The organism is Streptomyces griseorubiginosus, from assembly GCF_017614965.1.
Lineage (GTDB): Bacteria > Actinomycetota > Actinomycetes > Streptomycetales > Streptomycetaceae > Streptomyces > Streptomyces griseorubiginosus_B.
Genome location: NZ_WVUG01000165.1, coordinates 1 through 19,114, shown reverse-complemented (window position 1 = coordinate 19,114; position 19,114 = coordinate 1). Strand labels below are relative to the sequence as shown.

Below are 19,114 nucleotides of genomic sequence, written 5' to 3'. Positions count from 1 at the left end.
GCGCCGATCGCCCGGGCGGTGATGGAGGCGGTGCTGAACTCCGGGCCGGGGTCCGGTGGTTGAGACGGGGGTACCGGAGGGCGAGGCCACCTACCTAACGTTCGGTCCATGACGACGACACCGGAAGCCGCGTACCAACTCGCCCAGGTCAACATCGCCCGGCTCAAGGCACCGCTGGACTCACCGCAGTTGAAGGACTTCGTCGACGCCCTCGATCCCGTGAACGCCGACGCGGACGCCGCCGAGGGCTTTGTCTGGCGGCTGCAGGACGAGTCCGGTGACGCGACGGACGTGGCCGTGTTCGGCGACGAGTGGCTGATCATCAACATGTCGGTGTGGCGGGACACGAACGCCCTCACGACGTTCATGTACCAGGGGCGCCACCGGGAGATGCTGGCCCGCAGGAGGGACTGGTTCGAGCGGGTGGCGGAGGCGATGGCGGTCCTGTGGTGGGTCCCGGCGGGTCATCGCCCCACGGTGGCCGAGGCGGAGGAACGCCTGCTGCACCTGCGCGCCAACGGCCCGACGTCGTACGCCTTCACACTGCGCAGGGCGTTCCCGCCGGCCCTGGGCGACCCGCGTCCGCTGACCGGCGAGATCCCCGAGGACCTGGGCTGCTCGGTCTAGGGCCTGCTGCGAAAGTCCCGTCCGTCAGGTCTCGGCCGCGCCCGTCTCGATCGCCGCCTCCACCTCCGCGACCCGCTCCCGCTCCTCCGTCGCGAAGCGCTCCGCGTCCAGCTTCTCCGCGATCTCCTCGTCCTGGGCCATCAGCAGGTCCAGGTTGGAGTCGCCCATCTCGAAGACGCCCATGTCGACATAGGCCTGCTGGAGGCGCTTGCCCCACAGGCCGATGTCCTTGACGCACGGGACGATCCGGGAGAAGAGCAACTGGCGGAAGAGCGCCAGGAACTCGGACTTCTCGCTGTACTCCTCCGCCTCGGCCGTCGGGATGCCGAAGTTCTCCAGGACCTCGACCCCGCGCAGCCGGTCGCGCATCAGGTAGCAGCCCTCGATGACGAACTCCTCGCGCTCGCGCAGCTCGGCGTCGGTGAGCTGCTTGTAGTAGTCGCGCAGGGCCATCCGGCCGAAGGCCACGTGCCGGGCCTCGTCCTGCATGACGTAGGCGAGGATCTGCTTGGGCAGGGGCTTGGTCGTGGTGTCGCGGATCATGCCGAAGGCGGCCAGCGCCAGGCCCTCGATGAGCACCTGCATGCCCAGGTACGGCATGTCCCAGCGGCTGTCGCGGAGCGTGTCGCCCAGCAGGGACTGGAGGTTGTCGTTGATCGGGTAGACCATCCCGACCTTCTCGTGCAGGAACCGGCCGTAGATCTCCGCGTGCCGCGCCTCGTCCATGGTCTGCGTCGCCGAGTAGAACTTGGCGTCCAGGTCCGGCACCGACTCCACGATCCGCGCCGCGCAGATCATCGCGCCCTGCTCGCCGTGGAGGAACTGGCTGAACTGCCAGGACGCGTAGTGCTGTCGCAGTTCCCCGCGCTCCTTCTCGCTCATCTTCGCCCAGTGCGGCGTCCCGTACAGCGAGATGGACTCGTCCGGGGTGCCCAGCACGTCGTACGGATCGACCTCCAGATCCCAGTCGATGCGCCGCTGCCCGTCCCACTGCTTGTCCTTGCCCTTCTGGTAGAGGGCGAGCAGTCGTTCGCGGCCGTCTTCGTACTCCCAGCTGAAGCGGGCCGCGCCGGACGCGGGGACCTGCCAGAGATAGTCACCGGGGTCGTTGGTGTACAGCTCATGGGTCGGCATACCCCGCAGGCTCACATGTAGACGCCGAGTCAACAAGTCCCGTGCAGGGGATTGACGGGCTTGCTGACAGGCAGTCTCATAAGTGCCATGACGACTCTCACGGAAGCAGACGCACTCGACGGCCTGCGCGACGCCCTCGGGCTGCTCAAGGACCGCGAGCAGGTCGCCGAGCGGCTCCTCGCCTCCTCCGCGAAGCACTCCTTCGACCCGGACAAGGAACTCGACTGGGACGCGCCCTTCGAGGAGGGCAAGTGGTTCTGGCCGCCGGAGCTGGTCTCGCTGTACGACACGCCGCTGTGGAAGCGGATGGGCGAGGAGCAGCGGGTCCTGCTGTCGCAGCACGAGGCCGCCGCGCTGGCCTCACTGGGGATCTGGTTCGAGATCATCCTGATGCAGCTGCTGGTGCGGCACATCTACGACAAGGCGGCGACGAGCGCGCATGTGCGGTACGCGCTCACCGAGATCGAGGACGAGTGCCGGCACTCGAAGATGTTCGCGCGGCTGATCGCGCAGGGCGGCACGCCCTGGTATCCGGTGGCCCGGGCGCACCAGCGTCTGGGGCGGCTGTTCAAGACGATCTCCACGACTCCCGGGTCCTTCACGGCAACGCTGCTCGGGGAGGAGGTCCTGGACTGGATGCAGCGGCTGACGTTCCCCGACGAGCGGGTGCAGCCGCTGATCCGGGGGGTCACGCGGATCCATGTCGTGGAGGAGGCGCGGCATGTGCGGTACGCGCGTGAGGAGCTGCGGCGGCAGATGGTGACCGCGCCCCGGTGGTCGCAGGAGTTCACCCGGGTGACGTCCGGGGAGTTCGCCCGGGTGTTCTCGGTGGCCTTCGTCAATCCCGAGGTCTACACGAATGTGGGGCTGGACAAGCGGGAGGCCCTGGCGCAGGTGCGGGCGAGCGGGCACCGGCGGGAGGTGATGCAGACGGGCGCGAAGCGGCTGACCGACTTCCTGGACGACATCGGGGTGCTGCGCGGGGTCGGCCGGCGGCTGTGGAAGAGCTCGGGCCTGCTGGCTTGAGGCGCCATGCGCGGCCTGCGATTACGCTGCACTGCATGACTCCCGCCGCCCCCGCCTACCGACGGCTCAGTGTCGAGGAGCGACGAAGCCAGCTTCTCGACGCCGCCCTCGGTCTCTTCGCGCACCGCGCCCCCGAGGACGTCTCCCTCGACGACGTGGCCGAGGCGGCCGGGGTCTCGCGCCCCCTGGTCTACCGGTACTTCCCCGGCGGCAAGCAGCAGCTGTACGAGGCCGCGCTGCGGTCGGCCGCGGACGAGCTGCGGCAGTGCTTCGACGAGCCGCGGGAGGGACCTCTCCTGCCTCGGCTCTCCCGGGCCCTGGACCGCTATCTGGCCTTCGTCGACGAGCACGACGCCGGCTTCAGCGCGCTGCTCCAGGGCGGCAGCGTCGTGGAGACGTCCCGGACCACGGCCATCGTGGACGGGGTGCGGCGGGCCGCCGCCGAGCACATCCTCAGTCACCTCGGTGTCACCGAGCCCGGGCTGCGGCTGCGGATGACCGTGCGGATGTGGATCACGGCGGTGGAGGCCGCCTCGCTGATCTGGCTCGACGAGGGCAAGCAGCCCCCGGTCGAGGAACTGCGGGACTGGCTGGTGGAACAGTTCGTGGCCGTGCTGTCGGTGACGGCCACCCGGGACACCCAGACCGCGGCGCTGGTGCGGGCGCTCGCGGAGGATGTCTGACACTGGTGCCGTGAAGAGCGAACCGACCCCCTTCGAGGGTGGCCCCATGGACGGCCGGGTGCTTCCGGTGCTGGTGGGGGCGACCGGGCAGCCGCCGAAGATCTACCGCATCCCGGTGCCGGACCCGGCCGGCGGTCCCGACACCGTGCTGGTCTACCGGCGCGTCCCGCGCGGACACAGCAGACGGCTCGGGATCCAGCAGGGGTGGAAGTACGCGTACGACCCGGAGAGCAGGGACACCGGCCGGCTGAAGTGGCCGTGGTCCAAGCCGGACGCCACGCCGGGCGGCAAGCCGGAGAACACCGACGGGTGACGGGGTTGCGCCGAACCGCGCACACTCGGCGCGCGCGACGCGCGCGGGCGTCCGAGGCTCGCGGTGCGGGGCAGAGGGGCTGGCCCGCACCGGAGGTGATGACGTGTCAGGAAGGCTTCTGCGTCTGGTGTGTACGGCGGCGGTGGCGGTCGGCACCGTCCTCGCGCCGCTGCCCGCCGCGGCCGTGCCCGAGCCGGGTGGGCGGCCCGTCTCCGAGCTGCTGACGGAGCTTCAGCAGCGGTACCGGGAGGCCGAGCAGGCCACGGAGACCTATGACGCGACCGAGGAGAAGCTGAACAGGCAGCGGGCCGAGGTCGAGCGGCTGGACAAGGAGCTGGCCCGCACCCGGATCTCCCTGGACGACAGCAGGAGCGCGGCCGGGCGGCTGGCACGGCAGCAGTACCAGAACAGCACGGAGATCTCGTCGTACGTCCGGCTGCTGCTGGCCCGTGATCCCCAGCAGGCGCTCGACGAGGGGCATGTCATCGGGCAGCTGGCACGGGAGCGGGCGCTGACGCTGGGGCGGCTGGCCGGCACCGAGCAGCGGGCCGACGAACTGGCCCGCCGGGCGCGCAGGGCCCTGGACGACCAACTCACCCTCGCCGAGCGGCAGAAGAAGGACCGGGACGAGGTGCGCAAGCGGCTGAGGGACGTGGAGGAGCTGCTGGTCTCGCTGACCCCCGAACAGCTCGCCGCGGTCGCCCGGTTGGAGAAGGACGGCGTCGACCAGGCGCAGCAGCGGTTCCTGGCCTCCGGCGCGCCCGGCGACGACGGCAAGCCCTCGGGCGGAGCCGACCGGGCCGTGCGGTACGCCGTGCGGCAGCTGGGGAAGCCGTACCGGTGGGGCGCGCAGGGCCCGGCGTCGTACGACTGCTCGGGCCTCACGTCACAGGCGTGGCGACACGCGGGAACGCCCATCCCCCGCACGAGCCAGGAACAGTGGGCCCGGCTCCCGAGGATCCCCCTGAACAGGCTCCGCCCCGGCGACCTGGTCCTCTACTTCCCGCGGGCCACGCACGTGGCGTTGTACGTGGGGAAGGGCATGGTGATCCAGGCCCCGAGAACCGGCGAACAGATCAAGGTCTCCCCCATCGCGTCCTACCCGATCCTGGGAGCCGTCCGCCCGAACGCCGCCCGGCCCTCCGCCAAGGAGGCGGGGTAGACCGGGCGCCCGGACGGCGGTCGCGGGTCAGGCGCCCGCGACCGAGGCCAGGTAGGCCTCGGCCTTCTGGGGTTCGTAGAAGAAGTTCTCGAAGTCCGCCGGGTTGTCGAAGCCGTTGGCGAAGCGGTCGGCCACCGGCGGGAGTTGGCCCGCGGCTCCGATGAGGTTGAGGATGTGCTCCGGCGGCGGGGCGAGCATGGCGTTGGTCCACTTGGTGACGTGCTGAGCCGTCTCCCAGTAGCGGTCGAAGGTCGCCTGCATCCAGGACTCGTCGAACTCCTTCTCGCCGTGCTCCAGGATCGAGGCGAGGTACGAAGCGGCGCACTTGGCGGCGGAGTTGGAGCCCTGGCCGGTGATGGGGTCGTTGGCGACGACGACGTCCGCCACCCCGAGGACCAGGCCGCCGCCGGGGAGCCGGCCGATCGGGTTGCGGACGGTCGGGGCGTAGCGGCCGGCCAAGGTGCCCCCGGCGTCGGTGAGTTCGACCTTGGTGGCCCGCGCGTACTCCCAGGGCGTGTACCGCTCCATGAGTTCCAGGGTCAGGGAGAGGTGCTCCGCCGGGTCCTTGACGCCGTTGAAGACGTCGAGCGGGCCGCCGGGTATGCCCTCCCAGAACAGGATGTCGGCCGGGCCGGAGGTCGTCAGCGTCGGCATGACGAACAGCTCGCCGACCCCGGGCACCAGGTTGCAGCGGACGGCGTAGTAGTCGGGGTGCTCGGGCCGCGGGCCCAGGCCGTGGACGTAGGAGACGGCGAGGGCGCGCTGCGGCTCGCTGTACGGCGAACGGGACGCGTCCCGGCCGAACATGGACACCAGCTCGCCCTTGCCCGCCGAGACCAGCACCAGGTCGTACGTACGGGAGAAGTAGTCGAGGTCGGACACCGCCGCGCCGTGGATGACCAGCTGCCCGCCGCGCTGGGCGAACGTCTCCATCCAGCCGGCCATCTTCACCCGCTGGTCGACCGACTGCGCGTACCCGTCGAGCCTGCCCACCCAGTCGATCGCGCGTGCCGCCGGGCCCTCGGCCCAGGAGCCCGGGGCCGCGACCGAGACGCCGAGTCCTTCGATCTTCGGGGCCTGGGACTCCCAGAAGTTCAGCTGGAGATCGCGCTCGTGCTGCAGTGCCGTGTGGAACATGCACTGCGTCGACATGACCCGGCCGGAGCGGATCTCGTCCGCGGTCCGGTTGGACATCAGGGTGACCTCGTACCCGTGCGACTGAAGGCCGAGGGCGAGCTGGAGACCGGACTGGCCGGCTCCTACGACGAGTATCTTCCGCATACCGGGGCTGTTCTCCTACTCGTGGACTACTGGACTGCGCGGGGGGACTACTCGGGGGACTACTCGGGGGTTTCGTCCAGCGCGTGGGCGACGAGGGCCAGCAGGGTCTCGATCGCCGAGATCCTCCGCCGCGCATCCATGATCATGACAGGTATGTGCGCGGGGATCGTCAACGCCTCCCGCACGTCCTCCGGTTCGAAGCGCTCGCTGCCGTCGAAGTGGTTGACCGCCACGACGTACGGCATCCCGCAGCTCTCGAAGTAGTCCAGGGCGGGGAAGCAGTCCTTCAGCCGCCGGGTGTCCGCGAGGACGACCGCGCCGATCGCGCCGCGCACCAGGTCGTCCCACATGAACCAGAACCGCTGCTGGCCCGGCGTGCCGAACAGGTAGAGCACCAGGTCGTCGTCGAGGGTGATGCGGCCGAAGTCCATGGCCACGGTGGTGGTCAGCTTGCCGGGCGTGGCGGTGAGGTCGTCGGTGTCCTCGCTCGCCTCGGTCATCAGCGCCTCGGTCTGCAGGGGCGTGATCTCCGAGACGGCGGTGACCAGCGTGGTCTTGCCCACACCGAAGCCTCCCGCCACGACTATCTTCGTGGCGATGGGGGCGCGGGTGCGGTCCGTCTGCCAGGACTGCAGGTTCTCGTCGGGGTCGACGTGGGAGGCGACGCCGACGGCGTCAGAGACGACGGAGTCCACTCAGCACCCTTTCCAGCAGAGCGCGGTCCGGACGGCCCGTGCCGTGACCGGTACCTGTTCCGTACACGCGGATCTTTCCCTGGTCCGCTAGGTCGCTGAGCAGCACGCGGACCACGCCGAGCGGCATCCTCAGCAGCGCGGCGATCTCGGCCACCGTGCGCATACGGCGGCACAGTTCGACGATGGCCCGCATCTCGGGCATGACCCGGCTGCTGAGCGCACCGTTCGTCAGTTCCTTCCGCTCCTCCGGGGCCTCCAGCGCCGCGACGAACGTCTCCACGAGCAGGACGTGGCCGAAGCGGGTGCGGCCGCCGGTGAGCGAGTACGGGCGGACTCGGGCGGGCTTGCGGTCGCCGCCGCGCACGGGGAGCGTCTGCCTCTGCTGCTTCTCGATGGTCATCGGGTGCCCCCGGCGGACTCCTGCTCCAGGGATTTTCGCAGCTCGCTGCGGAGCTCGGGGGTCAGCACATGGCCGGCGCGACCGACGAAGAGGGCCATGTGGTACGCCACCACGCTCATGTCGCAGTCGGCGGAGCCGTGCACACCGAGCAGGCTGCCGTCGCTGATCGACATCACGAACAGGCTGCCCTCGTCCATCGCGACCATCGTGTGCTTCACGGGGCCGGAGTCCATCAGCCTGGCGGCGCCGACGGTGAGGCTGCCGATGCCGGAGACGACGGTCGCGAGGTCGGCGGAGGAGCCGCGGGGGCCGGTGCGCCTGGTCTGCGTCCTGGCCTCCTGGTTGCGGCCCGGGTCGGAGGACAGCAGCAGCAGGCCGTCGGAGGAGACCACCGCGACTGACTGGATGCCGGGCACCTCCTCGACGAGGTTCGTGAGCAGCCAGTGCAGATTGCGGGCTTCAGTGCTCAGGCCGAAGGTACTGGGCGCGGTCAACTGCTTGCCTCCTCGACGGTGCCCCCCGTGGCTGGTGTCCTGGTCTGGCCTGTCTCCTCGGCGATCTCCGCGGCCACGTCCCGGTAGCCGGCCTGCGCGCCGCGGCGGAAGCCGCCGAGCCTTCTGCGGAGGGCTTCGGCGTCGACGGAGCTGGTGCGCGGGCGGGGCGGGGCGGTGGGTGCGGTGATCTTCGGAGTGCGCTTGGGGAGGCCCTTTGACGTCAGTACGTCGGGGGTGTGGTCGTGCTCGTGCTCGTGGGTCGCCTCGGCCTCGCCTTCGGCGGACTCGTTCCCACCCGCACCCCCCGTGCGGCTTTCGTGGTCGGGTGCGGGTGGCCCCTGTGCGGCGAACTCGCCGTCGGCGGCCGCGGGTTGGGGGCCGGACGCGTCCGCCTGCGGCGCTGGTCCCGTGTGGGTCGGGTCCGGTTCCGCCGGGCGGAGTGGGAGCAGAAGCTCCATCGTGGTCTCGGCGGGGTGCTGCGCCGGCTCCTCCAGGTCCTGCCGCCGCTCCTGTGCCGTTTCCGGCTCCTGCTCGGCGTCCTTACCCTGCACCGCCTGCTCGGCGAGGGCCACCAGGGGGTCCGCCGAACGGCCGTGGAGGACGTTGGAGTTGGCCTCCGCATCGGCGCCCGGGAGGGAGAAGCTGTGGGTGACCGGGGAGGTCGTGGAGGAGGGGACGGCGGTGCTCGGCGCCGGGGACAGCAGCGGCTTCGGCAGCACCACCACCGCCGCCACTCCGCCCTGCTTCTGGTCGCGGAGCTGGACCCGGACGCCGTGCCGGTGGGCGAGGCGGGCCACGACGTACAGGCCGAGGCCGAGACCCTCGTCGCCCTCCTGGTCGTACGGCGCCTCGGGGTCGAACTCGGCGAGGCGCGCGTTCAGGCGGGTCATGCGGTCCGGGGTCATGCCGATGCCCTCGTCCTGGACGGAGAGCATGACCTCGCCGTTCTCCAGGAGCCAGCCGGAGACCTCGACGGGGAGGTCCGGCGGGGAGAACGACGTGGCGTTCTCCATCAGTTCGGCCAGCAGGTGCGAGAGGTCGTCGGCGGCGAAGCCCGCCACGTGGGCGTGCGGGGGCAGCGCCGCGATGCGGACGCGTTCGTAGCGCTCGATCTCGCTGACCGCCGCGCGCACCACGTCCACCAGCGGGACGGGACCCGCGGTCTGCTGGACGTGTTCGGTGCCGGCGAGGACCAGCAGGTTCTCGCTGTGCCGGCGCATGACCGTGGCGAAGTGGTCGAGCTTGAAGAGGGTGGAGAGGCGGTCGGGGTCCTGCTCCCGCTCCTCCAGGCTCTCGATCACGGTGAGCTGACGCTCCACCAGACCGAGCGTACGCAGCGCCAGGTTCACGAACGTGCCGCCGATGCTCTCCCGCAGCCGCTCCAGCTGGGCGGTGGAGTCATCGAGTTCGGCACGGAGTTCGGCGCGGGCGTCGGCCATCTTCTGCCGCTGCCCGACCAGGTGCTTGCGGTCGGTCTCCAGTGTGTGGATCCGCTCGTGCAGCGCGGCGGCGTGCGCGTGCAGGGCGTTGACGGAGCGGACGACCTGGGCGAACTCGTCGTTGCGGCCGGTGAAGGTGACCGGTTCCTCGGCGGCGGGGTTCTCGGCCTCGGCCAGCCGGGCCGAGCCGCGGCGCAGGACCGACAGGGGGCGGGTGAGCGAGCGGGCCATGGCCGTGGCGACACCGACGGCGACCAGCATCAGGACGCCGAACACGGCGACGCGGATCTCCAGCGCGGTGACGTCGTCGTCGCGCAGCCGGGCGAGGTCCTTGGTGCGGCGGTCGTAGAGCGCGGACTCGACGCCGCGCATCATGTCGACGCGGGCGGACAGCGCCGCGTCCACCTTGGTCGCGCTGGTGTCCAGGTCGGAGGAGGAGAGCGTCGGCTGGTCGGTGAGGCTCGCCAGGTACTTCTCGGCGGAGTTGACCTCGGAACCGGTGACCGTGGTGTCGTACGAGGTCAGGGCGGCCTTCGGCGCGGTCTCGTGGAAGTCGGCGAGCGCCGCGTCGGCGCGCAGCCGGGCCTGCTGGGCGGCTGCGGTCAGGGCGTCGCGCGTCTTGGTGTCGGCGCCCGTGGAGGCGGTCTGGGTGACCGGCAGGCCGGTGACGGGGCTGATGACCGTCCGGGTCGTCGTCGGCACGTTCAGCGCGGCCACCAGCAGCCCGCGCGCCGCGGCCGACTGCTGTACGGCGGAGTCGAGCTCGGCGAGGGAGTGGGCGCCGGAGCCGGCCCGGGGCGGGGTCTGCTCGGCCAGCCGCTCGGCGAGCCGGTGCAGGTCGCTGATGACGGCCGAGTAGGCCTCGTGCGTCTGCAGGGCGCTGTTCTGGCCGGTCAGGGCCGCCCGGCGCAGACCGGCGATGCCGTCCAGGTCGCCGCGCAGGGAGGCCGGGGCGTCCGGGTCGGTGCGCAGTTCCTCGACCTGCCGGTCCACCCGTGAGCTCTGCTGCTCGGAGGGCGCCTTGGACTTGGGCCGCCCGGCCGCGACGTAGGAGGTGACCTCGTCGCGCTCGTCGGCGAGCGAGTGCGCGAGGGCGAGCGCCTTCTCGGTCTGCCCGGAGAGCGTCACCAGGTCCTGGGAGTCCTTCAGGTCGCCGGAGGCGGCGAGGACCGAGGGCGCCCCGGCTCCGGCTACGGCTGCGGCCACCACGGCCACGGCCACGATGAGCCGGTTGCGTACGTGCGTGGGACGGCCCTTGCCGGTGACAGTGGCGGGCGCGGGCTCCGCACCCGCTCCGGAGGCCGTCTGCTTGCCTGTGCGACGGGGCCGCGTCTTCTGCACCGGTGCTCGCATTCCTGACTCGTGCCTGTTCATGGGGTCCGGGTGACGCTCCGTCAACTGCGGCGGACTGTGCGTACACCTGGAACGGTTCCCGACCCTCCCAGTGCCGGTGGGCAGGGGCCGCACATCATCGGGCCCGCCACCCGAAGGAGTGAACATCGGAGGAGAGTTGGCGGGCAAGTTCCTCCGGCGGTCGCAGCGGCCTTTCCGGGCGGGCCGGTTGGACGTCCACGGCGACCTTTGGCACTATGTGCCGCCACGCCTTCCCGGAAAACCGAATTCCACCCCAAATCAGGCGCCTGACCTGCGCGAGTGCGCCAATTCGGCAACCAATGCAAGCCTTTGGTGAATCGCGTGAAGACGTCGTGCAGACTGGCCGAATGCGTACGGAACTTGTTTCGCAGCCGGGCGATTCCGACCGCCCCAACGAGGACTTCGCGGCCGTCGCTCTCCCGGCTTCCGGGCAGGGTGGCGCCCTCGTCGTCCTCGACGGGGTCACCCCGCCGCGCGGCGGGACGGGGTGTCTGCATTCGGTCCCCTGGTACACGGCCAGGCTGGGCGGGGCGCTGACCGAACTGACCGTTTCCCTCCCGGATGTTCCGCTCACCGAGGTCCTTTCGCGTGCGATCGCACGCACAGCTGACACACATTCCGCCACTTGTGACCTTTCTCACCCACGAACACCACAGGCAACGGTGGTGGTGGCGCGGTGGTCCGAGGAGACGGTCGACCATCTCGTGCTGTCCGACTCCGCCCTGCTGCTGGAGTCGTCGGAGGGCTCGGTGACGCCCGTCCTGGACGACCGTCTCTCCCGCCTGCCGCGCTCGGCTCTGGCCTCGGACGCCGTGATCGACGCGACGCTCCGCAACAAGGAGGGCGGCTTCTTCACGGCGGCGGCGGATCCGTCGGTGGCCCGACGGGCGGTGACCGGTGCCCGGCCGCGCGCGGAGGTGCGGGCTCTGGTCGCCCTGACGGACGGCGCGGCCCGCTGGGTGGAGAAGTTCCGTCAGGGCGACTGGACAGACTGCTTCCGCCTCGTGCGCGAGGAGGGGGCACAGGCGCTGGTGGACCGGGTACGGGAGCTTGAGCGCTCCGACAGCGAGCTGCGCGGCTTCCTGGGGCGCAGCAAGACGCACGACGACGCGACGGTCGTCCACGCCGAGTTGGGGGCTAGCCGGCCGCGCCGGACGCGGTGAGGGTGTGCCACTGGCCGTCCTTGCCCTGGCCGTTGGTCTGGCCGGCCGCGGTGTCGCCGACGTAGCGGTACAAGGGCCAGCCGGCCAGGGTGAGTTGCTTCTGGCCGTCGCGGTGGACGGTGCCCAGCAGGCTCTGCTGGACGCCCTGGGTGCGTACGGAGTCCTGCACGATGACGGGCAGCCAGGTCTTCACGCAGGCGCCGGAGCAGGTCCACTTGGACGGGTTCGGCTCGTCCTTGGCATAGCGGTAGAGGGTCATCCCGTTGCCGTCGGTGACCACGCCGTCCGCGCCGCGCACGGTGATCGTGACCGCGTTCCCGGCGGCGGGCGCGGTGGTCGCGGGAGCCGGCGTGGCGGTGGCGGCCGAGGTGGCCGGGGCGGCCGAGGAGACCGGGGCCGTGGCGGAGGCGTCGGTGGAGGAGTCGCACGCCGCCAGCAGGAACGCGGATGCGAGACCTGCGACCGAAGCGAGGACGATGCGGTGCGGGATCACGGGGTTGGCCTTCCTGGGGGAGTCGCCGTTCGAGTCACTCCCTAGGTACGGGGGGCGGCTCCCGCCCTCTCAGCGGCCGGTGTCACATGACGCACTCTTGACCACCGGCCGCGCCCCGGTCCGCCCCGGCTACTTCTCCATGCCGCGGTTCAACTGCGCCAGCAGCCGCGCCAGTTCTGCCACTTCGCCGCGGTCCCAGTGGGAGAGCTGGCTGACGTACCGGGCGCGGCGGGCTTCGCGGACCTTGGTCACCCGCCGGTGCCCCTCCTCCGTGAGGTGGACCAGCCAGGCGCGGCCGTCGGCCGGGTCGGGCTCGCGGGCGACCAGCCCGAGCTCCTCCAGGGCGCGCAGCTGACGGGACATGGTGGCCTTGCCGACGCCGATGTACGCCGCGAGTTCGGTGGCGCGCTGGCGGCCACACTCGTCCAGGCGGATGAGCAGGCCGTACGCCGCCGACTCCAGGTCGGGGTGGACCTCGCGGGCCATCTCGCCCTGGTTGGCGCGGGCGCGCCGGAACAGGATCGTCAGCTCCCGCTCCAGGGACAGGTATTCCGGGTCCGCACCGCTCGACGTCAGCCCCGACGAGCCCCGGATCTCGTCCCCGTTCACACCTTCGTGCACGTCAGCCCCTGCCTCGGTTTCCCGTTCGTGAAAGTTTCCGCCAAAACCCGCCGTCACCGCAGCTCCGTCAGTATTTCGCAGGGCTAGACCAACGGCAGCCTCCGGCCCCTCTTCACACCCCCGGTTCTACATGCGTAGCTTCGTTGCCGGGCCGTACTGGCATGCGCACGCCAGCGTCGGCGGCCTTCACACCGGCACCTCAGCGCTCCCCCACCGAGCATCACCGAGCCTTCGGAGGCACGCCATGCCCGTGCACAGACCCGGACCGGTCCGTCCCCGGCGCCTCTTCCTCGCCGTCGCCGGACTACTGCTCACCGCCCTCTCCCTCGTCCTCGCCGGCCCGGCCGACGCGGCCGACGCGGCCACGAAGCCCGCCCGTGGCACCGCCCGCATGGGCATGGGCGTCCTGGCGCACGACGGCCGGGCCGGCGCTCCGGCCGCCACCGCCGTCGCTCAGACCGAGGGCGTGGACGTCTCCGGCCACCAGGGCGACGTGGGGTGGTCGACCCTGTGGAGCAGCGGGGTCAGATGGGCCTACACCAAGGCCACGGAAGGCACGTACTACACCAACCCGTACTTCGCGCAGCAGTACAACGGCTCGTACGGCGTCGGCATGATCCGCGGCGCGTACCACTTCGCCACCCCCGACACCACCGGCGGCGCGACCCAGGCGAACTACTTCGTCGACCACGGGGGCGGCTGGTCCGCGGACGGCAGGACCCTTCCCGGGACCCTGGACATCGAGTGGGACCCCTACGGCGCCGAGTGCTACGGCAAGTCGCAGAGCGCGATGGTGAGCTGGATCGCGGACTTCCTGAACACGTACAGGTCCCGCACCGGCCGGGACGCGGTCATCTACACCGCCACCAGCTGGTGGAGCGACTGCACCGGCAACTACGCCGGGTTCGGGTCGAGCAATCCGCTGTGGATCGCCCGCTACGCGTCGGACCCGGGGACGCTGCCCGCGGGATGGCCGTACTACACGATGTGGCAGTACACCTCCTCCGGCCCGACCGTCGGCGACCACGACAGGTTCAACGGGGCGCTGGACCGGGTGCAGGCCTTGGCCAACGGGTGACGTGACATACGGCGAAGGCCCGGGCCTCCCTCACGGGACCCGGGCCCTGCCTGTCCGGCAGCGTCCGTCACGCCGCTGCCGGAACCTCCGACTCCGCGTCGCTCGTGGCGGGCGCGAGGGCCAGCTCCAGGACCTGGCGGACGTCCGTGACGGTGTGGACGTCGAGCTTGTCCAGCACCTCCGCGGGCACGTCGTCCAGGTCGGGTTCGTTGCGCTTGGGGATGATGACGGTCGTCACCCCGGCGCGGTGCGCGGCGAGCAGCTTCTGCTTCACGCCGCCGATGGGCAGGACCCGGCCGGTCAGCGAGACCTCACCGGTCATCGCCACGTCCGTGCGGACCAGACGGCCGGAGAGCAGCGACGCCAGGGCCGTCGTCATGGTGACACCGGCGCTCGGACCGTCCTTGGGCACCGCGCCCGCCGGGAAGTGGATGTGCACGCCGCGGTCCTTGAGGTCCGCGACCGGCAGCTCCAGCTCCGCGCCGTGCGAGCGGAGGAAGGACAGGGCGATCTGCGCGCTCTCCTTCATCACGTCACCCAGCTGACCGGTGAGGGTCAGGCCCGCGCCGCCCGTCTCCGGGTCCGCGAGGGACGCCTCGACGAACAGCACGTCGCCGCCCGCGCCGGTCACCGCGAGGCCGGTGGCCACACCGGGCACCGCGGTACGGCGCTCGGCCGGGTCCTGGGCGGACTCGGGCACGTGGTGCGGCCGGCCGATCAGGGCCCGCAGGTCCTCGTCCCTGATGGTGAACGGCAGCTCCCGCTCGCCCAGTTCGTGCTGCGCCGCCACCTTGCGGAGCAGCCGGGCGATCGAGCGCTCCAGGTTGCGCACGCCCGCCTCACGCGTGTACTCGCCGGCGAGCTTGCGCAGCGCGCTCTCCTCCAGGGTGACCTCGCCCTCGTCGATGCCGGCCCGCTCCAGCTGGCGCGGGAGCAGGTGGTCACGGGCGATGACGACCTTCTCGTCCTCGGTGTAGCCGTCCAGGCGGACCAGCTCCATACGGTCCAGCAGGGCCTCAGGGATGGCTTCCAGGACGTTCGCCGTCGCGAGGAACACGACGTCGCTCAGGTCGAGTTCGACCTCCAGGTAGTGGTCGCGGAAGGTGTGGTTCTGCGCCGGGTCGAGGACCTCGAGCAGGGCCGCCGCCGGGTCGCCCCGGAAGTCGGAGCCCACCTTGTCGATCTCGTCGAGCAGGACGACCGGGTTCATCGAACCGGCCTCCTTGATCGCCCGGACGATCCGGCCGGGCAGCGCGCCGACGTACGTACGGCGGTGACCGCGGATCTCGGCCTCGTCGCGCACACCGCCGAGGGCGACGCGGACGAACTTGCGGCCCATGGCGTGGGCGACCGACTCACCGAGCGAGGTCTTGCCGACACCGGGCGGGCCGACGAGCGCGAGGACGGCACCGCCGCGGCGCCCGCCGATGACACCGAGGCCCCGGTCGCTACGGCGCTTGCGCACCGCCAGGTACTCGGTGATCCGCTCCTTCACGTCCTCCAGGCCCGAGTGCTCGGCGTCCAGGACCGCCTTGGCGCCCTGGATGTCGTACGCGTCCTCGGTCCGCTCGTTCCAGGGGAGTTCGAGGACGGTGTCCAGCCACGTCCGGATCCACGAGCCCTCGGGCGACTGGTCGCTGGACCGCTCCAGCTTGTCGACCTCCTTCAGGGCGGCTTCCCGCACCTTCTCCGGCAGGTCGGCGGCCTCCACGCGGGCGCGGTAGTCGTCGGACTCCTCGCCGTCCTTCTCGCCGTTCAGCTCGCGCAGTTCCTTGCGGACGGCTTCCAGCTGGCGGCGGAGCAGGAACTCGCGCTGCTGCTTGTCGACGCCCTCCTGGACGTCCTTGGCGATGGTCTCGGCGACGTCCTGCTCGGCCAGGTGGTCGCGCAGGTGCTGGGTGGCGAGCTTGAGGCGGGCGACCGGGTCGGCGGTCTCCAGCAGCTCGATCTTCTGATCGGTGGTCAGGAAGGGGGAGTAACCGGAGTTGTCGGCGAGCTGGGACACGTCGTCGATGGCCTGGACGCGGTCCACGACCTGCCAGGCGCCGCGCTTGCGCAGCCAGGCGGTGGCGAGGGCCTTGTACTCCTTGACCAGTTCGGTGACGTGGCCGGGCAGCGGCTCGGGCACGGTCTCGTCGACGCGCGTGCCCTCGACCCACAGCGCCGCGCCCGGTCCCGTGGTGCCGGCGCCGATCTTGACGCGGCCGCGACCGCGGATCAGGGCGCCGGGGTCACCGTCGGCGAGGCGGCCGACCTGCTCGACGGTGCCGAGCACGCCGGTGCCGGGGTAGGTGCCGTCGACGCGCGGGACCAGGAGCACCCTGGGCTTGCCCGGCTCGGAGCGGGCGGCGGCCTGGGCGGCCTCCACCGCTGCGCGTACGTCGGCGTCGTTCAGGTCCAGCGGAACCACCATTCCGGGCAGCACGACCTCGTCGTCGAGCGGCAGCACTGGGAGGGTGAGCGGTGTGGACGTCGAAGCCATGATCTCCCTTTCGGCAGTCAAGTTGAGCTATGCCGACTCAATGCGTGGCGCTCCGCGGATGTTCCCGGGTTCGCGCTTAGTTCGCTGTGGGCGATCAGGGCTGGATCAGGGCTGAGGGACAACGCTGGATCAGGGCCGGGGAACAACGCTGGATCAGGGCTGGGGAACAACGCTGGATCAGGCTGGGGGACAACGCTGGATCAGGGTTGGGGGGACACCGCTGGATCAGGGCTGAGGGAGAACGCTGGGTCAGAGCGGGACAACAGGGCTTCGTGTGCTGGTCACGCGGGCTGGAGCTGCCCGCTCCGCTCGCGGTGCCAGCGGCGGATCAGGGACCAGGTGGTGATGCCTATCGTCAGGGAGATCAGATGGCCCCAGTCCGTCATCGGGTCCGTGAACGCGCTCAGGTCCTCAAGGAGCATGCCGGCGAAGACGGTGAGCATCGGCCAGCGCACCCACGGCGGAAGCAGCCCCGCCAGGGCGCCCACGCTGGTGGCCACGCCGAAGCTGATGCCGTAGTCCAGGCGGTGCAGCGAGCTGTCGGGCAGATGTCCGGCCAGCACGGCGACGCCCACGGTGCCCTCGGTGGCGAGGGTAGCCAGTATGTGGCCCAGCAGGAAGACGACCGCCGTGCGCGCCCCGCCCAGCCGCCGCTCCAGCGCGGTCAGCACCAGCAGGAAGCAGATCACGTACGGCGAGGTGAACCCGCCCGCGACCCACAGCGCACTCGCGATCAGCACCTGCACGGGCGTGCGCAGCAGGTGCGCCACGTCCGTGCTGGAGGCCTGGTAGAGGGCGTGGCGCAGGGAGGGTGAGGCACAGGTGGCGATCGTCGAGGTGACGGCCAGCAGCACCGCGTAACCGAAGGTGAACGGCGTGCCGGTGGGGGTGGGGAGAACCCGCCGGACACGGAGGGTGCGGGGCCGGGACGGCGGTGCCGGTACCGGTACCGGTGCCGGCACCGCGGGTGCGGTGGCCGCGCAGCGCTGACGTGGCAGGCCGTCCAGCAGGTCGGAGACCTCGGGAAGAGGCGCGGCCGAGGACGTCGCGCCGGCCGCCCTGGTGTGCTCCACGTGAGGTGCTCCTTCCGTTTCCCCCACCTTTCGGGCCCCCACGGGCAACTGTCCATGACGGACGCCACATCCAGGCCGATTCTCAGCGCCTTCTCAGCGTGTTGGCGAACTTCTCACAGCCACCGTACGGTCCACGGGCGTTCACGGACGCAGCAGGCTGACCTCCCTCGCGTGCGCCTCCTGCGTCGCCGGATCCCAGTCGCCCGTGCAGTACACGGACGCCTCGCCGATGGCCCCGTCGCGGATCTCGGCGCGCATCAACTCCCGGCAGTACCAGGTACCTTGCCCGTCCTCCCAGCTCTCCTCGAACTCCAGCACGAGGCCGGTGGGAGTCGGGTCGACCCGGTACCGGGGCACCGTGCCGAGGAAGGGGTGACTGCGGCGGCGCAAGGCGACGAGTTCGTCGCGGCCCCGGGACTGCAGCCGCCACAGCGGGACCGTCAGATCGAGCAGGACGTCGTCGGTGAACAGCCCGTCGGGGGCGGTGTTGGTCTCCAGGAACCGCACGAAGAGCTCCGCGAGTTCCTTGACGCGGGTGTCGGTCTGTGTGCTCATGACCGCGCTCCCTCGAGGTTGCCGGCGACGACCGCCATCGTGGCGTTCAGCTCGGCGGTGGGGCTGAACTCGACGATCTCGGTTCCGGCGAAGACGAGGGGCAGGTGCCCGGGGGCGCCGTAGTAGGCGTCGCCGGCGTGGAAGACCTCGTCGTGGTCGGCGTACCGGAAGACCAGCTTTCCGGTGAGGACCTGGCCCCAGTGCGGGCACTGGCAGCGGTCGTCGGGCAGACCCCGGAACAGCGGGGCGGGGTCCATGTCCTGCTTCACGGTCTCGTAGCCGACGGTGTAGGGCCCGACCTGGGCGTACCGGCCCTCCATGACCGGCTCGTCCATCTGGAGCTCCGCCTCCGCCTTGGATGTGCGTGGCATGGTGTCCGCCTTCCTTCGTCGTGGTCGCTTCGACACAGAAGGCGTGAGGTCGCGCGGCACGATGTGCGGCGGAGCCTCACAGCTCCCAGGCCGGCGGGTCTTCGGGCCGGTAGACGCAGAGGGTGCCGGTGCGCAGGGCGGTCTCCAGATGCCGCCCGAGTTCGGGATGCACTTCGCCGATCCGGCGTACGGCGGCCCGGACGCGCGCGGTGACGGCGGTGCGGGCGCGTTCGGCGGGGGATCCGGTACGACGGACCCGGCCGCCGATGCCGTACGCGGCGGCGAGCTGCGCCACCAGGGCGTCCCGCTCGACGGCGATCCGGGCGGAGCGGTCGGCGTCCCCGGCGGCGTCGGCGTCCCGCGCCTCCTCCTCCAGCTCCCGCAGCCTGCGCCGGTAGGCGGTCCGTGCGGTGGCGTCGATGACCTCGCCGGTGTCCCCCTCGGCGTGGAGGCCGTCCACCCGCTCTCCGGGCGCCCCGGACACCCCGGGCGACGCCAGCTCCACGGCCGGGACGGGAGTGCCGGGGCGGGCGAGCAGGACGGCGATGTCACGCAGCCCCTTGCTGTCGGGGAGCCGCACGTCACGACCCGCGTAACGCAGATGCCAGAGGGGACCTTCGCGGTGGAAGAGGGGGGTGACGGGAGGGGCG

19 protein-coding genes and 1 pseudogene are annotated in these 19,114 nt (G+C 71.3%); 7 read left to right on the top strand and 13 right to left on the bottom strand.

The features are described from left to right. Positions 1-108: 108 nt before the first annotated feature. Entirely contained in the window at positions 109-627 is a 519-nt protein-coding gene (locus tag GRC12_RS27125; RefSeq protein WP_208781999.1) for a DUF3291 domain-containing protein, read from the top strand. Positions 628-651: 24 nt separating this feature from the next. On the opposite strand, the gene GRC12_RS27120 is transcribed toward GRC12_RS27125, so the two are convergent. Then, positions 652-1,761: a ferritin-like domain-containing protein gene (locus GRC12_RS27120; RefSeq protein WP_208781998.1), complete on the bottom strand. Its 1,110-nt coding sequence runs from the start codon at positions 1,759-1,761 to the stop codon at positions 652-654. A gap of 87 nt (positions 1,762-1,848) precedes the next feature. On the opposite strand from GRC12_RS27120, the gene GRC12_RS27115 reads away from it, so the two are divergent. The 4 genes from GRC12_RS27115 (at position 1,849) to GRC12_RS27100 (ending at position 4,945) form a co-directional block, all read left to right on the top strand. Further along, positions 1,849-2,787, top strand: coding sequence for an AurF N-oxygenase family protein (locus GRC12_RS27115; protein ID WP_208781997.1), 939 nt, complete (start codon positions 1,849-1,851; stop codon positions 2,785-2,787). Positions 2,788-2,822: 35 nt separating this feature from the next. Further along, positions 2,823-3,470, top strand: a complete 648-nt coding sequence (locus tag GRC12_RS27110) for a TetR/AcrR family transcriptional regulator (RefSeq protein WP_133044618.1) — start codon at positions 2,823-2,825, stop codon at positions 3,468-3,470. Next, complete coding sequence (locus GRC12_RS27105; RefSeq protein WP_207929816.1) at positions 3,463-3,783, top strand: hypothetical protein; 321 nt, start codon at positions 3,463-3,465, stop codon at positions 3,781-3,783. The genes GRC12_RS27110 and GRC12_RS27105 overlap by 8 nt, the downstream gene beginning before the upstream one ends. Before the next feature lie 103 nt (positions 3,784-3,886). Continuing rightward, entirely contained in the window at positions 3,887-4,945 is a 1,059-nt protein-coding gene (locus GRC12_RS27100; protein ID WP_208781996.1) for a C40 family peptidase, read from the top strand. Between the two features lie 27 nt (positions 4,946-4,972). Here GRC12_RS27100 and GRC12_RS27095 read toward each other — a convergent pair whose 3' ends face one another. The 5 genes from GRC12_RS27095 to GRC12_RS27075 are packed head-to-tail and all read right to left on the bottom strand — an operon-like array spanning position 4,973 to position 10,595. Beyond that, positions 4,973-6,226 (bottom strand): styrene monooxygenase/indole monooxygenase family protein, encoded by a 1,254-nt coding sequence (locus GRC12_RS27095; RefSeq protein WP_208781995.1) that lies wholly within the window; start codon positions 6,224-6,226, stop codon positions 4,973-4,975. A 59-nt stretch (positions 6,227-6,285) separates the two neighbouring features. Further along, positions 6,286-6,921, bottom strand: a complete 636-nt coding sequence (locus tag GRC12_RS27090; RefSeq protein ID WP_208781994.1) for a GTP-binding protein — start codon at positions 6,919-6,921, stop codon at positions 6,286-6,288. Continuing rightward, positions 6,902-7,321, bottom strand: coding sequence for a DUF742 domain-containing protein (locus GRC12_RS27085; protein ID WP_208781993.1), 420 nt, complete (start codon positions 7,319-7,321; stop codon positions 6,902-6,904). The genes GRC12_RS27090 and GRC12_RS27085 overlap by 20 nt, the downstream gene beginning before the upstream one ends. Then, a complete protein-coding gene (locus tag GRC12_RS27080) occupies positions 7,318-7,815 on the bottom strand; it encodes a roadblock/LC7 domain-containing protein (RefSeq protein WP_208781992.1) in 498 nt (165 codons plus the stop codon). Before GRC12_RS27080 ends, GRC12_RS27085 begins: the two co-directional genes overlap by 4 nt. Further along, positions 7,812-10,595: a sensor histidine kinase gene (locus GRC12_RS27075; protein ID WP_308286647.1), complete on the bottom strand. Its 2,784-nt coding sequence runs from the start codon at positions 10,593-10,595 to the stop codon at positions 7,812-7,814. Before GRC12_RS27075 ends, GRC12_RS27080 begins: the two co-directional genes overlap by 4 nt. 380 nt (positions 10,596-10,975) lie before the next feature. On the opposite strand from GRC12_RS27075, the gene GRC12_RS27070 reads away from it, so the two are divergent. Continuing rightward, positions 10,976-11,791: a protein phosphatase 2C domain-containing protein gene (locus GRC12_RS27070; protein WP_208781990.1), complete on the top strand. Its 816-nt coding sequence runs from the start codon at positions 10,976-10,978 to the stop codon at positions 11,789-11,791. Here the strand turns inward: GRC12_RS27070 and GRC12_RS46480 are convergent. Both GRC12_RS46480 and GRC12_RS27060 read right to left on the bottom strand, forming a co-directional pair. Further along, positions 11,766-12,284, bottom strand: coding sequence for a COG4315 family predicted lipoprotein (locus GRC12_RS46480; protein ID WP_208781989.1), 519 nt, complete (start codon positions 12,282-12,284; stop codon positions 11,766-11,768). The two genes, GRC12_RS27070 and GRC12_RS46480, sit on opposite strands and share 26 nt — an antisense overlap. Positions 12,285-12,413: 129 nt before the next feature. Continuing rightward, on the bottom strand, positions 12,414-12,905 hold the full coding sequence (locus GRC12_RS27060; protein WP_208781988.1) for a MarR family transcriptional regulator: 492 nt from the start codon (positions 12,903-12,905) through the stop codon (positions 12,414-12,416). Between the two features lie 244 nt (positions 12,906-13,149). Between GRC12_RS27060 and GRC12_RS27055 the strand changes: the two genes are divergently transcribed. Further along, on the top strand, positions 13,150-13,983 hold the full coding sequence (locus tag GRC12_RS27055) for a lysozyme (protein WP_208781987.1): 834 nt from the start codon (positions 13,150-13,152) through the stop codon (positions 13,981-13,983). 67 nt (positions 13,984-14,050) lie between these two features. On the opposite strand, the gene lon is transcribed toward GRC12_RS27055, so the two are convergent. From lon to GRC12_RS27030, 5 genes and pseudogenes are all read right to left on the bottom strand, one after another. Continuing rightward, positions 14,051-16,465 (bottom strand): endopeptidase La, encoded by a 2,415-nt coding sequence (gene lon, locus GRC12_RS27050; protein WP_208781986.1) that lies wholly within the window; start codon positions 16,463-16,465, stop codon positions 14,051-14,053. A gap of 281 nt (positions 16,466-16,746) precedes the next feature. Next, a complete protein-coding gene (locus GRC12_RS27045; protein WP_208781985.1) occupies positions 16,747-17,538 on the bottom strand; it encodes a rhomboid-like protein in 792 nt (263 codons plus the stop codon). Positions 17,539-17,679: 141 nt separating this feature from the next. Further along, on the bottom strand, positions 17,680-18,093 hold the full coding sequence (locus GRC12_RS27040; protein ID WP_208781984.1) for a hypothetical protein: 414 nt from the start codon (positions 18,091-18,093) through the stop codon (positions 17,680-17,682). Continuing rightward, positions 18,090-18,464, bottom strand: coding sequence for a cupin domain-containing protein (locus GRC12_RS27035; RefSeq protein ID WP_133044603.1), 375 nt, complete (start codon positions 18,462-18,464; stop codon positions 18,090-18,092). Before GRC12_RS27035 ends, GRC12_RS27040 begins: the two co-directional genes overlap by 4 nt. A 76-nt stretch (positions 18,465-18,540) precedes the next feature. Continuing rightward, a pseudogene (locus GRC12_RS27030) lies at positions 18,541-19,114 on the bottom strand (ATPase); the annotation flags it as partial.

Bases quoted from the DNA above. Each gene is read 5' to 3' on its own strand.
- GRC12_RS27125 (WP_208781999.1), top strand. From the start codon at position 109: ATGACGACGACACCGGAAGCCGCGTACCAACTCGCCCAGGTCAACATC.
- GRC12_RS27120 (WP_208781998.1), bottom strand. From the start codon at position 1,761: ATGCCGACCCATGAGCTGTACACCAACGACCCCGGTGACTATCTCTGG.
- GRC12_RS27115 (WP_208781997.1), top strand. From the start codon at position 1,849: ATGACGACTCTCACGGAAGCAGACGCACTCGACGGCCTGCGCGACGCC.
- GRC12_RS27110 (WP_133044618.1), top strand. From the start codon at position 2,823: ATGACTCCCGCCGCCCCCGCCTACCGACGGCTCAGTGTCGAGGAGCGA.
- GRC12_RS27105 (WP_207929816.1), top strand. From the start codon at position 3,463: ATGTCTGACACTGGTGCCGTGAAGAGCGAACCGACCCCCTTCGAGGGT.
- GRC12_RS27095 (WP_208781995.1), bottom strand. From the start codon at position 6,226: ATGCGGAAGATACTCGTCGTAGGAGCCGGCCAGTCCGGTCTCCAGCTC.
- GRC12_RS27085 (WP_208781993.1), bottom strand. From the start codon at position 7,321: ATGACCATCGAGAAGCAGCAGAGGCAGACGCTCCCCGTGCGCGGCGGC.
- GRC12_RS27070 (WP_208781990.1), top strand. From the start codon at position 10,976: ATGCGTACGGAACTTGTTTCGCAGCCGGGCGATTCCGACCGCCCCAAC.
- GRC12_RS27055 (WP_208781987.1), top strand. From the start codon at position 13,150: ATGCCCGTGCACAGACCCGGACCGGTCCGTCCCCGGCGCCTCTTCCTC.
- lon (WP_208781986.1), bottom strand. From the start codon at position 16,465: ATGGCTTCGACGTCCACACCGCTCACCCTCCCAGTGCTGCCGCTCGAC.
- GRC12_RS27040 (WP_208781984.1), bottom strand. From the start codon at position 18,093: ATGAGCACACAGACCGACACCCGCGTCAAGGAACTCGCGGAGCTCTTC.
- GRC12_RS27035 (WP_133044603.1), bottom strand. From the start codon at position 18,464: ATGCCACGCACATCCAAGGCGGAGGCGGAGCTCCAGATGGACGAGCCG.